The 13,129-nt window shown below is 57.7% G+C and carries 11 protein-coding genes and 1 pseudogene; 5 read left to right on the plus strand and 7 right to left on the minus strand.

All coding sequences use genetic code 11. The features are described 5' to 3' along the window. Both QT222_RS15565 and QT222_RS15570 read right to left on the minus strand, forming a co-directional pair. Positions 1-480, minus strand: a pseudogene (locus QT222_RS15565) (hypothetical protein); the annotation flags it as partial. Next, positions 477-1,190: a hypothetical protein gene (locus tag QT222_RS15570; RefSeq protein WP_014732679.1), complete on the minus strand. Its 714-nt coding sequence runs from the start codon at positions 1,188-1,190 to the stop codon at positions 477-479. The gene QT222_RS15570 and the pseudogene QT222_RS15565, both read right to left, overlap by 4 nt. 152 nt (positions 1,191-1,342) lie before the next feature. Between QT222_RS15570 and QT222_RS15575 the strand changes: the two genes are divergently transcribed. Beyond that, positions 1,343-2,116 (plus strand): helix-turn-helix domain-containing protein, encoded by a 774-nt coding sequence (locus QT222_RS15575; protein WP_491477685.1) that lies wholly within the window; start codon positions 1,343-1,345, stop codon positions 2,114-2,116. Between the two features lie 27 nt (positions 2,117-2,143). On the opposite strand, the gene fni is transcribed toward QT222_RS15575, so the two are convergent. Continuing rightward, positions 2,144-3,220: a type 2 isopentenyl-diphosphate Delta-isomerase gene (fni, locus tag QT222_RS15580; protein WP_004056194.1), complete on the minus strand. Its 1,077-nt coding sequence runs from the start codon at positions 3,218-3,220 to the stop codon at positions 2,144-2,146. 198 nt (positions 3,221-3,418) lie between these two features. Here fni and QT222_RS15585 point away from each other — a divergent pair, with 198 nt between their 5' ends. Then, positions 3,419-4,429: a transcription initiation factor IIB gene (locus QT222_RS15585; RefSeq protein WP_491477686.1), complete on the plus strand. Its 1,011-nt coding sequence runs from the start codon at positions 3,419-3,421 to the stop codon at positions 4,427-4,429. Positions 4,430-4,466: 37 nt separating this feature from the next. Here QT222_RS15585 and QT222_RS15590 read toward each other — a convergent pair whose 3' ends face one another. Next, positions 4,467-4,724 carry a hypothetical protein gene (locus tag QT222_RS15590; protein ID WP_004056191.1) on the minus strand — a complete coding sequence of 86 codons (258 nt, stop codon included), beginning with the start codon at positions 4,722-4,724 and terminating at the stop codon, positions 4,467-4,469. 574 nt (positions 4,725-5,298) lie between these two features. Here QT222_RS15590 and QT222_RS15595 point away from each other — a divergent pair. Continuing rightward, the gene (locus QT222_RS15595) at positions 5,299-7,962 is read left to right on the plus strand and encodes a bacterio-opsin activator domain-containing protein (protein ID WP_004056189.1); all 2,664 of its coding nucleotides are present in this window, start codon (positions 5,299-5,301) and stop codon (positions 7,960-7,962) included. Between the two features lie 16 nt (positions 7,963-7,978). Here QT222_RS15595 and QT222_RS15600 read toward each other — a convergent pair whose 3' ends face one another. Next, on the minus strand, positions 7,979-8,137 hold the full coding sequence (locus QT222_RS15600) for a DUF7576 family protein (protein WP_004056187.1): 159 nt from the start codon (positions 8,135-8,137) through the stop codon (positions 7,979-7,981). 328 nt (positions 8,138-8,465) lie between these two features. Between QT222_RS15600 and QT222_RS15605 the strand changes: the two genes are divergently transcribed. Next, entirely contained in the window at positions 8,466-10,268 is a 1,803-nt protein-coding gene (locus QT222_RS15605; protein ID WP_491477687.1) for a S8 family peptidase, read from the plus strand. Between the two features lie 158 nt (positions 10,269-10,426). Here the strand turns inward: QT222_RS15605 and QT222_RS15610 are convergent, their stop codons facing one another. Beyond that, positions 10,427-10,912 carry a TRAM domain-containing protein gene (locus QT222_RS15610; protein WP_004056182.1) on the minus strand — a complete coding sequence of 162 codons (486 nt, stop codon included), beginning with the start codon at positions 10,910-10,912 and terminating at the stop codon, positions 10,427-10,429. A 226-nt stretch (positions 10,913-11,138) separates the two neighbouring features. Here QT222_RS15610 and QT222_RS15615 point away from each other — a divergent pair, with 226 nt between their 5' ends. Next, complete coding sequence (locus QT222_RS15615; protein WP_491477689.1) at positions 11,139-12,413, plus strand: NRAMP family divalent metal transporter; 1,275 nt, start codon at positions 11,139-11,141, stop codon at positions 12,411-12,413. Between the two features lie 11 nt (positions 12,414-12,424). On the opposite strand, the gene QT222_RS15620 is transcribed toward QT222_RS15615, so the two are convergent. Beyond that, positions 12,425-12,799 carry an SH3 domain-containing protein gene (locus QT222_RS15620; RefSeq protein WP_491477688.1) on the minus strand — a complete coding sequence of 125 codons (375 nt, stop codon included), beginning with the start codon at positions 12,797-12,799 and terminating at the stop codon, positions 12,425-12,427. Between the last annotated feature and the right edge of the window lie 330 nt (positions 12,800-13,129).

Below are 13,129 nucleotides of genomic sequence, written 5' to 3' on the forward strand. Positions count from 1 at the left end.
GTCGTCGATAGCCGCCCACGACGCCGTGACCGCCCGGGTTTGTTCGCGGGCGTCGCGGAGGGTTCGCATCGTTTCGAGTGGTGACGGTTCATCGGCGGCATCTTCGAGTTCGTCGGTCGCGTCGTCGTACATCTCCGAGAGTTCCTCCCGAATCGCACCGTTGGGAATTTCCTGAGCGTCAAACGGCGCTGGAACTGTTGTGAGCCGCTGCTCCACCGACGCGGCCGTCTCGTTCAGGTACGATTCTTCGATGGGAATCGGAAATCTCTCAGTGACAGACGGGAATGGCGTCGAAAGAACGCCTTTGAGCTCCCCTCCGTCGAGTTTCGGCGGGTTATCTCCGAGCACGTCACCGAGTCCGGTACAACCTGCGAGTGCAGTGGCTCCCGCGAGTGCGAAGAAACCGCGGCGGGTTGCACTGCCCCGTGCTGTATGGTGCTGTCCGTCTCGGGCCTGCGGTGGTCCCTGTTCGTCCGTCATTGATTTTGCTCCGTCGTCGCGGTTTGGGTCCGGTTTGCGGGCGGCTTAGGACCGTAGTGAGGCGCTTCAGTCGTCGCTTCGCCGTCTTCGGGGTGTTCACGCGGTCGATGACAGCCTCCACTGCTCCACCCCGACCCGTAACTGTGTATCCCATCCGGGTCGAGCACCTCGGGAATACGAATGAGCCACGACGCGCCGCCTTTCGTGTCGGTCTGACAGGAGACGTCGGAAGACCGGTAGTGGCTCCCGTACTGCGTGTGAATATCCGATTCAGACCACGTCACCGAACAGAGTTCGAGCGTGAAACACTCCCTTACCTGCTGAAATTCGACGTAAATCGTCTCGCTGTCGAAGTCGGTGTCGGCGACAAACTGGCGTGCTTCGGCCGCCCCGTCGACATCGGCGAACCACATCTGTTCGGCGGTTTCGGTGGACGTGACGAAGCCGCGTTCCTGTGCGACTTTCGGTGGGACGCCGGCCTGCGTCGACGACGTTGCTGTCTTCGTCCGTCGAGGCTCGTCCGGAAGCAAAATTGACGGGTCATCGTCAGTGTGCCGCAGCGCGTAGTGCGAGGGAACCGACCCGCCCGTAGCTGGCGACTCGCTCGCCGTCTCGGTCACCGAGTGCTCTGTCGTACCGCTGCATCCGGCGAAACCGGCGAAAAGACCGACCGCTCCGGAGAGGACTCGTCTGCGTGTGAGAGGGACCATATCCGCTATTGGCAAATGGGAGACCGTTAACCCCTCGGATTCGTCATGGTGCTGAAGTGTACGTGCACCGAAGGGTTGTGGACGACTCGAAAGCAGACCAGTTGGTACATTCCAAACAAAATTATAGACACCGAGCGAATAAGCCCAGTACCGTGCGCGAGTTCGTCTTTACCGTCGAGTACGAAAAGGGAGCAGACGAGGTGATGGACCTGTTCATCGAGAATCCGGATTTACACTCGAAAACGATGGCAGTCCACGCAACCGCCAACGCGATGTGGCGGTTAGACCGAGTCACAGGACCGACAGAGGTGCTCGAAACGTTCGACACCCTCATCGACAACGTTGCACTCGGAAATGCCGTCATCGGGATGTGCGGCGCGCCGGTCGTCGAGTGGGACTACGAAATCCTCTCCAGTACGCCCAACGGTCGAATCATCTACTCCTGTCGAGAGGAAGGAGACGGCGTGCAGTCGATTCCGTACGTCGCCGCGAAGCATATCGGCGACGGACTCTTGATGCAAGCCGAACGCCGCGGAAACCAGTACCAGTGGCGACTCCTCATCGCCGACGACGATACCGTCGGCGAGATTTACGAGGAGGTACAGGATAGTTTGAGCGAGGGACTCTCGCTCAGCGTCCAGCGAATCAGCGAACCCGAGTGCTGGCTCGAAGAAGGGTTTGGAACGAGCGGACTCCCGCCCGAGCAACAGGCCGCCCTCGAAGCGGCAGTCGAGTTCGGCTACTACGAAACGCCGCGGCGGAACTCGGTACAGGAGATTTCGGAACGAATCGACGTTCCGGGGTCGACGCTCCAATATCGACTGACCCGTGCCGAAGCGTGGCTAGCTCAACAGTTCGTAAGTGACACGCTCGGTACCGAGGTTGAAGAGCGTGTAGACCCCGCCGAACTCGAACTCAGCGCCTGAAAGCGAGAAACGCATCAGAGCTTGATTTCAGTCGCGACGCTGCGTGACGTACTCGCGGGTGTCACCGAGGAGGACGTAGTCGGCGTTTTGGAGTTCCGCCACGTTCTGTGACCCGGTGACGAACATCGCAGTTTGTAATTCAGCGATGAGGTCCTCGACTCGCTCGACAACCGCGTCTACTCCCTGCGTAGCTGGTTTTAAGAACGGCTTTGCAAGTCCGCCAGCCTGTGCGCCAAGTGCAATCGCTTTCGCGATGTCTAAGCCGGTTCGAACGCCACCGCTCGCAATCACGCAATCGTGCTCACGAGCACACTCAAGTGTACTGACAGCGGTCGGGACACCCCACGACCGGAACAACGTGCCAACCCGCTCTTGGCGCGAGGCGTTCACCGCTGCCGCCCGGTAGGCTTCGATACCGGACCAGGTCGTGCCACCTTTACCGGCAACGTCAATCGCATCGACGCCCGCCTGCGTGAGCGATTTCGCAGTTCCGCCGGCGATACCATTGCCCGTCTCTTTGACGACGATTGGAACCGAAAGCTCCGACGAGACACGTTCGATGGCTGCTAAGCACCCTTCGGCGTTGATGTCTCCTTCAGGTTGGACAGCTTCCTGGAGGAAATTCAGATGGACCGCGAGCGCGTCGGCATCAATCATTTCGACGGCACGTTCGACCATGGCAGTCTCGTATTCCCGGAGTTGTGCAGCCCCGATGTTCCCGTAGATAAACGCGTCAGGAGCGGCGTCTCGGACGACCGTGTACGATTCGAGGAGGTCCTCGTCGTCGAGTTCGAGTCCCGCTCGTTGACTTCCGACTCCCATCGCGATTCCTGTCTCGGCAGCGCCAGCGGCCAGTGCCCGGTTGATTTTCGTCGTATTCGGGTGCCCGCCGGTCATGCTCTCGATGACAATCGGTGCAGCGAGTTCGCTACCGAGAAAATCAACAGATAAATCGATGTCGTCGTGGTGGAACTCCGGGAGTGCCTCGTGTACGAGTTGGACGTCTTCGAAGCCGGTTCCGGTCGTTTCGACGTCCTTCTCCTGAATAATTCGAATGTGGTCGTCTTTTCGGTCTTCAGTTTCCGACGAGTTCTTTTTAGCCATCTAATTGTACTGTAGGGAGAACCTGTAAAAGAACACTGTTGCGGCTGTCCGAGTTCGGTTGACAACTTCGTTGTAGATACCCATCGAGACCGACGGCAAACAGCCCCGAGAACAACGGCCGTCGCTTCGCTTGGTAGTGATTTGGAATGTACCAAACTAGGGTCCAAGGTTACAAGCGAATAACGTAGTTGTATCTCAATGTCGGACTCAACTTCTACCCCGTGGCGGATAGCGACGAACGAAACTGAAGCGGCCGGCGACGGTAACACACAGGAATCTACGACGGGAAACGGCCCGAAAGCTCTCGACAAGGACGAACTCGTATACGACGAACGACACGGCGAGTGGGTCGATCCCGAGACTGGAGAGGTTGTACGAGAAGGCGAGATTGACCGCGGTCCGGAGTGGCGAGCGTTCGATTCCGCAGAGCACGACCAGAAATCTCGCGTCGGGTCGCCGACGACGAACCTGATGCACGACAGCGGGCTCTCGACGAATATCGGCTGGCAGGACAGAGACGCGTACGGCAACTCCCTTTCGACTCGCCAGCGTCAGAAGTTGAAGCGTCTGCGTACGTGGAACGAACGATACCGTACTCGCGACTCAAAAGAGCGGAACCTCAAGCAAGCACTCGGCGAAGTCGAACGAATGGGGTCGGCACTCGGCCTCCCGGATACCGTCCGCGAGACGGCGAGTGTGATATATCGTCGGGCGCTTCAGGATGACCTCCTTCCCGGTCGCTCCATCGAAGGTGTCGCCACGGCCGCAATCTACGCCGCCGCACGGCAAGCCGGGGTTCCGCGGTCGCTCGACGAGGTTCAACACGTCTCCCGCGTTGAGAAAATGGAACTCACGCGAACGTACCGGTATATCTCACGAGAGCTAAACCTCGATATCCAGCCGGCAGACCCGGAACAGTACCTTCCGCGGTTCGTCTCTGACCTCGGCACGACGGACGAAGTCGAACGGCGTGCACGCTCACTGCTCCAGAACGGGAAGCAAGACGGACTCCATAGCGGCAAAAGCCCCGTGGGTCTCGCGGCCGCAGCTATCTACGCTGGCGCGCTGTTAGCCGACGAAGAGATAACTCAGGAAGAAGTGAGCGAAGTAACCGACATCAGCGAAGTGACGATTAGAAACCGCTATCGCGAACTCCTCAAAGCGAGACACGACCGCCGAGAGGAAAGACGCGCAAATGCCGCTGTCTAAGCGGGTGTGAAACACCCGGAGTGAGTCGATAATACGGTTAGCAGTTGCACAGACAGGACGTGTCGTGAGAGTCACCACGGCAAGGCAGATACTGTGTGACCAAGCCAGAAGATTCGTGTTTCGTGTTAGTGTGTGGTTGCGTCGACTGCGACAACTCGATTCTTTCTCGACGGTCGAAGTAGACGGCAATCGGAAGGAGTATCGCCCCATAGATACCGCTGAAGACGACTGCAATCTGTGCAGGGTGGTCCGCCGGGATGAACGTCCACCCGAGCGCGATGAGCGTCCACAGCACAAGTCCCTGCCTGACTGCCGGACGCCAACGTCGGAACTCTGTAGAGGCAGATTTTGTTGGTGTTCGTTCAGACATCGAGTACGATCTAGTCACGGCAGCGTGCCTAATGGCAACTCGGTTGGAATATACTAACTGTAGGTGATGTTGGTGAATCTCATTGGCTCGGGGGATTATTTCACATCAGAAATATCGACGTTGACGCGGTTTCCGGGCTCCGTTTCGGACCATGATAACGAATTTACGTTCACCTTCGTAATGCTGTGGACCGATAGTCCAAACAGTTCCAGCACTGGATAATCGGTGCTGATACCATCGAGCCAAAATATTTCGAACGAGCGACAACTGAGGGTTGACCGTTCGAAACATGGTTCGACAGGTGACCCATATGCGAGTCAATAACGTGATAGAGATACTCTGTTTATCTTCGCATAGTAATGAAAAATGAATCGTGTGGGAAAAATAACAAAATATTGTCTGCTTGCTGTTGACTCCTATGACAGCGAATCACCTGAAATCGACGGGAGTGGTCAAGCTAACTGAACAGTGACCCTGAGATGCGACGCTCTGGATTAGCATGCAAGATGAGAATACGTTCCGAATACTTCTGATCGACCAGGACCCAGATGATGCTCGCTTCATCACCCACTACCTCAAAAAGGCCCAGTTGAGAGGTGTCGCAGAAACTGCCAGCGTAACTCACGACGAGACGCTTGCCGAGGGGATGAAGCACCTTTCGGAGGACACACACGACCTGGTGATGGTCGCTCTTGACCTACCCGGGAGTGAGGGTCTAGAGACGGTACACCAAGTCGCTTCCCAAGCACCAGCGTTGCCGATAATCGTGTTAGCAGAGCGTAGGGAACGCGAGACGGCGATTGAGGCCACCGAGATCGGTGCACAAGATTACTTGTTTAAAGATAGTCTCGGTCTCGACCAGCTTATGCGGTCGATTCGATACGCTGTAGAGCGGAAAGAACACGAGACGGAACTCGCTCGGCAACAAGACGAATTAGAGATACGAGACCGAATCGAGACGCTCATCCGAGATATCAACACGTCGCTCGTCGACGTATCGAACCACAGCGAGATCGAACAGACAATCTGTGAACGTGTCGCTGCTGCACCCTCGTACGATTTTGCTGTGGTCGGCAAGTTCGCTACTGACACCGGCCAGTTCATGCCGGTAGCGTGGGCAGGGTGCGAGAAACACGAACTCGATACAGCGATAGATGCCACTGAGAGACTGTACGAGCAGAAACCCCTCGCGACAGCCAACCGAACCCAAGGGGTGCAGTTTGCCCAAGATCTCGCTGAGCGGTCGACGGCCGTATCGGAAGGGTACAAAACGTCCGACGACCAGTTTAGGGGGGTTGTTGCGGTTCCACTGGTCTTCGGTTCGACCATCCACGGTATACTGACGCTCTCTGTCAACCGCTCGCACGCCTTCGACAAGCAAGAACTGGATGCGTTCAACGAACTTGGTGAGGTTATCGGACTGTGGATTACCGCTGCTGAACGGAAAGAGCGTGAACAGATTCTCACGACACTTCACCACACGACCAGACAACTCCTCCACACCGAAACCAAATCTGATGTCGCCGAACTCGTCGTTAACACTTCGAGAGTGGTGCTCAACCTCTCTCACGTTGCAATATACTGTATAGACGATACGAATAATATCTTAGAGCCCATTGCCGCGACGCCGGAGTTAGCCGGGTGCGACATCGAGAATCAGTCTGTGGGTCCAGATACCAATAACTCGGTTATCTGGGACGTCTTTGTGAGCGGAGACACAACCGTCGTGGACAACCTCCAAGCCGTCGAATCAACGTTCGAGATGGCGCAGTGTACGGACGCAGAAAGCGGTCTCTTTCTCCCAATCGGTGACCGAGGCGTACTCGTTACCCTCTGTAGTAGCGTCGAATCGTTCGACACGCATACTCGCAAACTCGTCGATATGTTAGCCGCGACGGCCGAAGCCGCGTTCGAGCGAATCGACCACGAGATGGACCTACACGAGCGAGACCAGAAACTCAAGGAGCAAAACTGGAAGCTCACACGGCTCAATTGGATTAACAAAATCATCCGAGAGATCGACCAAGTGCTCATACAAGCATCGTCACGCGAGGAGATCGAAGAGGCCGTCTGCGAGAAACTACACGAGAGTGGTGGGTTCCCATTCGCCTGGATTGGTGAACAGGACCCGGTTACAGGGTCTATCAACCCACGGGCGTGGGTTACCGAAGGAAGCGACTACCTCGACCAGGTCTCATTCGGCATCGACGAATCCATCGAACCGACAGTCCAGACGATGAAGTCGGGAACGGTGACGGTGGTTCCGAATATTGCCGAAAGTCTCCGGAGTGAACCTTGGCGACAGAAAGCACTCAATAGTGGGTACCAGTCCGTCATCAGTCTCCCCTTGGAGTACCAAGATGTTCGCTATGGGGTACTGACAGTGTACGCAAATCAGCAGTCGGCGTTCGACGAACTGGTCAAGGACGTTCTCAAAGAGTTAGGTTGCACTGTCGCCCACACTATCAACGCCATCCAGCGGAAGCGGGGGACGATGTCCAACGAAGTCACCGAAATCAAACTGGTGGTCCACGAACCGGATAGCGTCTTGAACCGGATTGCCCGGAAGGCAGATACGCAGGTCGAGTTTGAAGCGATTATCCCGCAATCCGGAAACAAATCACGTGTCCTATTCAACGTGACCACCGACTCGATTGAAGATATTCTCTCGTTCGCGGACGAATCAGTCTCGGTTGAGTCTATCACACATGTCCGGCAGAATGGTGACAAGCACCTGTTCGAGGCCACCGTCACTGGTTCTATCATTGCAGAACCGCTCATCAACTACGGCGCTTTTCCACAGGAGATAACGGCTGACCAGTCGGCAATACACATCGTCATTGAACTTCCGCGGTTCGCAGATGTCCGTGAAATCGTCGAGCTACTGGAGAATAACTACGGCGAGACAGAGTTACTGAGCCGACGGGACCGTGAGCGCTCGAGAAAAACGACCCAGGAATTCTCCACGTCTCTCGAAGAACAACTGACCGAGCGCCAGTATGAAGTGCTTCGGACAGCATACGAAAGCGGGTTCTTCGAAGAACCACGAGATACCACGGGTCAGGAGGTTGCAAACCTGATTGGCATTTCTCAGTCGACGTTCAACCACCACCTCCGGGGGGCCGAACGCAAACTATTCACTTCGCTGTTCGGGGACCAGTGAATTAGCATAGCCCTTCTCAGTTGTCAGCCGCTATCGGTTCGTCGAAATACTCGGACCGGCATTTCTCCGAACAGAACGCGTAGGTCTGGAGGGTTCCGTCGCCATCACGTCGGGCGGCGAACGAATACCACTCGCTTCTGTCGATTACGTCTCCGCAGTTCGTACAGAAGGTCATGATGCCGTCTCCTCGTTTCCGTGAGTGAGGGCTATGGCAGATATACTGCTTCGCATCTTCCTTCTGAATAGACGAGATGTTAGGGCATGTTGCTGCTGACAATATACATCGATAGTGGGTCTGCCCACCCTCGGTATATTTCGATCAGGAGTGTGGGTCGGCGCCCACTACAGATATAATATTCATTTCCCACAGACGGTCCTGAGTGCCTCTAAAGCCCTATTTTGGCCGTTTCTAGAACTCGTTCTCGATATATATCGCCCTAGATGACGCCGTAGATGAGGCAATATCGAGAGTAGGCCCTTGCGGTTCTGTGTCGTGCGTACTGATGATGCAAAACGGAAAGGCTGTGGCTGGAGTCTCTCGGCGGGCACTCCTGAAAACGATTGGGGCGGGTATCGCAGGTACGGGGTTCATTGGGACTGGGTCTGCCCAAGAAACGGCGGACAATTCCCGGCACATTGTCGGCACGAAATCACGGTACGGGGTCGACGTCGCGGGCCAGCGGGCCGACGCCGTCGAGAAAAAGATCGACTTCGGTGAGCGCGGAGACGCAGTCATCGGTGATTTCAGTGACGAGGCACTGGCTGAACTCGAAAGCCGAAGCGATGTTCGCTACGTCGAGTCGGACATCACGGTCGAGGTACTCGGTCAGTCGATGCCCTGGGGCTGTGTGAAGGTCAAGGCGGACACGACCGTTCAGTCCGGGCAGACGGGCAAGGGCGCGCACGTGGCAGTTCTAGACACTGGAATCGACTGTGAGCACCCCGACCTCAAGCCGATTCTCGGCGAGGGATACGCAGTTGTCGACTCAGAGCGGGACGACGAACCGTGGAACGACGACCATACCCACGGCACCCACTGTGCAGGTACCGTCGCTGCTGTCAACAACGACCAGGGCGTCGTCGGTGTTGCGCCGGAGGTCACCCTCCACGCGGTCAAAGCGCTGAACGGAGACGGCAGCGGGTCCGGGAGCGACATTGCAGAGGGAATCCGGTGGGCCGCTGACCAGGGTTACGACGTTATCAGCATGAGTATCGGTGCAACGTCTAGTTCATCTGTGATTGAGGATGCGGTCCAATACGCCTACGACAAGGGTGTGCTTCTCGTCGGGGCTGCCGGCAACGAAGGGCCGTGCAACGACTGCGTCCACTACCCAGGGGCCTACGACGAAGTGATAGCCGTGAGTTCGACCAACCCCGACGACGACCTCTCGGAGTTCTCCTCGACCGGGCCGGAGGTCAATATTGCCGCACCGGGGTCCGACATCACGTCGACAATCATCGGTGGGGGGTACAGAGCCTTTTCCGGAACGTCGATGGCAACGCCCCACGTCTCAGGCGTTGGCGCAGTGTTGATGGCTAACGGTGCCTCGAACACGGAAGCACGCGAGCGACTCACGTCGACCGCCTCGGACATCGGGCTTGACTCGGACGAAGGGGGTGCTGGGCTGCTCGACGCGAAAGCCGCTGTACTCGGCGATAGCGATGGCGGCGATGGTGGTAGCAACGAATTCGAAATCGTGACGACGAACGCGTCAGATGTCAGCCAGACCAGCGCAACGCTCGGCGGTAACCTCACAGGACTCGGCGACCACTCGTCGGCGACGGTTGGCGTCGAGTACTGGGCCGATGATCACGGACCCGAGTCGGCAACCGCCGTCGAGGCCGGAAGCCAGTCGTCGGCAGGCACGTACACTGCAGTGGTCGAAGAACTAGAGGAGGACACCCAGTACCAGTTCCGCGCGTACGCGAAGGCTGGTAGTGACACCGTCACCGGAACGCCCGTTTCCTTCTCCACTGGTGACGAAGACTCGGCAAACGGTCCCGTCGTCGAGACGCACTCACCCGAAGACATCGAAGAAGACGAAGCAGAACTCTACGGTGAAGTCGTCTCGCTGGGTGACGCCAGCGAGGTCCGTCCCGGCTTTATCTGCTGGAAGAAGGGGGACCGGCACGATACGGAACAGGCCGTCGAAGACATGGACACAGACGAGCCAGAGGAGTTCGACGAGGACGTGGAAGATCTCGAACCCGGAGAGACGTACGTCGCTGTCGCGACGGCGACGACGCCCGACGGTCATCGGGTTGAGGGTCACCCCGTCACGTTCACGACGCGTCACGAGGACTGAAAGGCCCTCGTAATTCGTTATTGACCGAGACTGTCTACTTCATCGCTTGGCGCTTCCTAATTCATTGATTGGGACTGACCAGTGATAGCGACGTCACTGGTGAAAGCCCAAGTCAGCGCGACGAACGAAATTGACGGGCTGCGTTGGCCAGCCTCGCCTTAGTCGGCTATTACTTCGTCAGTCGGTTCGGCGAATGCGACTGTCTGTTTCACGTCGGTGATTTTGACGTTAACGCGGTCGCCGGGCTTCGTGCCGGGCACGATGATGACGAACCCGCGTTCGACCTTCGCAATACCGTCGCCCTGGTCGCCAAGCGTATCGATCGTGACCGACCGAACGTCACCTTCTGCAACCGGGGGCTGACGCGACTCAGAACCACGGGGGTCACGCGTTGCGGACCGGACGCCGGATTGAACCGACTCTGGAGTCGGCTCGGACGTTTCCGGTCTCGAAACGGCGGGTTCCGGAGCGGGCTCTGACTCGGTCGTTCCCTGACTCGTCAGCAGCGCAACTCGATACAGTTCATCAGTGGATATTGACCCGCTTTCGACGAGTTCCTTCGGAATCGAAACGACGTATCGGTCCTCATCTCGTTCTATCGATGTCTCGAAAAGGAGCCGGAGAGAATCTGAAATACCAGTCACTTCTCGTACTACGTTTCTGAGAGCATAAAATGTGGTGAATCCTCATCAGGGTCGTCGTTGGTTTACCTTTTCTTGTGGGAGTATCCACATGAAAACACCGAGTGGTACCACCATGTGGAAACACTTTTAGCGGTAGACTGTCGCCACAGAGTCAATGAGTTTAGACGGGGCAACACACGGAACATCGGACGTAATAGACGGAAGTTTACGGGCGTATCTCGCTGAGATGGGGCCCTCGTGGGTTGCGGGGGCGATTGCCATCGGACCGGCGACGATGGCCAGTGTCATCACCGCGGGGGCGACCTTCGGTTACACGCTCCTGTGGGTGGTGGTTCTCTCGGCTATCCTCGGCGCATCCGCACAGTATCTGTCGATGCGTCTCGGTCTCCTCACCGAAGCGGGAATCGCCACCGTTGTCGAAGAACACCTCGGTGAGAAGTGGGCGTGGATACTCGTCGTCGACACCGTGTTGGCCGCGGGACTCGCCCAACTGGTCATTATGAAGGGGCTTGCCGACATTAGCGCGACCGTCACCGGCATCGATGCAAAGTTCTGGGGCGTCACGTGGGCAGTGATACTCGCTGCCGGGTTAGTCGGCCGCGGCTACCGCTTCATCGAACACGCCGCGAAACTCCTCGTGTCGGTGGTCGTTCTCGCCTTCGTCGCGTCGCTCTTCCTCGTGCCCATCGACTTCGGTGTCGCCGCTTCGGGACTGGTCCCTCAAATTCCGGCGGGCGTTGACGGCGCGCTCGTCGCTGCCGGTATCCTCGGCGGTGCTGTCCACATCACGCTCATCACGATGCACTCGTACACGATGCGCGCTCGCGAGGGGACCTCCGGCGACTACGGACTCGCAACTTTCGACGTTGGTATCTCGATGCTCGTCGCCTTCGGCGTGTACAGCCTCGTAATCTTCCTCGTCGCAGCCGCAGTCCTGCACTCGCCGGAGATTGCGGCGGGCGAACTCTCCGCAGTTGCTGCCGCACAGGCGCTCGGGCCGCTCGTCGGGTCGAACGCGAAGTGGCTCTTCCTGCTCGGACTTTGGGGTGCGGCCGCCTCGACGCTCGGCGGCAACACCATCGTCCCACCGTACCTCATTGCCGACAAACTGGGCTGGGGAACCGACGTATCCGACAGTCGCTACCGGGCGCTTCTGGCCGCTGTCGCGCTTCTGTCCGGACTCGGCGCATTCGTCGGCGGCGCGTTCTTCCCGCTTCTCATCCTCGTTCTCGCCTTCGGTCTCGTCGGAACGCCGTTTGCCATCGCGGTGGTGCTCTATCTGCTCAACAGCGACGCAGTTCCGGAACCGAATTCGACGGCCGCGAACGTCGGCGGTATCGCGCTTCTCGCGGTGACGACGGTGCTCGCAGCCAACTTCGTTCGGTCCCGCGCGCTCTCGGACCTCGGCGACCCGATATCCATGTTCATCGTCGTCTTCGCCGCTCTCCTCGGTCTCGCAATGCTTTCGCTGAGCGGGAAGTTCGTCCGAGAATCGGTCTGAATCGGGAACAGTCAGGGAGAAAAAGCATCGGCGGAACGCAGGTTTTCAGACGGCACCCACCCGGTCTCACCGGTCGGTTTTTCGCACCACACCCATCCGGCAACAGTGTAGTGAGAGGTGAGCGTCTCACCGGCTTCGACAGTGAGTTCTCGGGCCACGTAGTCTTCGAGGCTGACCCATCGCTGTCTCCGCTTTTCGACGTAGGACTCTGGAATCCATCCCTCACGCCCGTCAGTGTCGATACACCAGAGCCAACCGTCCCACTCCGTCGGGCGCTCCTCTATCGTCAGTTCGTCACCCTCGCTGACGCGTATCGGGTTGGGGTAGGCGGACTCGTACGCTTCGACGACGCGACGGCGGTCCCGCGTTGGCTTCGGACTCTCCATTGGTTCCGACACGAGGGTGTCCGTATTGTATTCGCTGATTCGATTCGGAAGACAAAGAAACCGTCTCGAAACGGAGCGGAGAGTGTAGACGCCAGTCCTGACTCAATGACACGCCCGTATTGAGTGAAAACAGAGGTGTACTATTCCTCTCCTTGAACGCCGAGTTCACTCTCGAACTGCGCAAAAAAGTCCTCCATGAAACTCCACCGGGACGCGCCAAGACGACGTCCCGGAGCAGTGTACAACATATCCAGAGAACCATTTGCGGACGCTCGCGTGACTGCCCACCCACGAATTATGGAAGCGGTCGACTCGCATTTTGAGGGTGTG

This window comes from Haloferax sp. s1, from assembly GCF_058382125.1.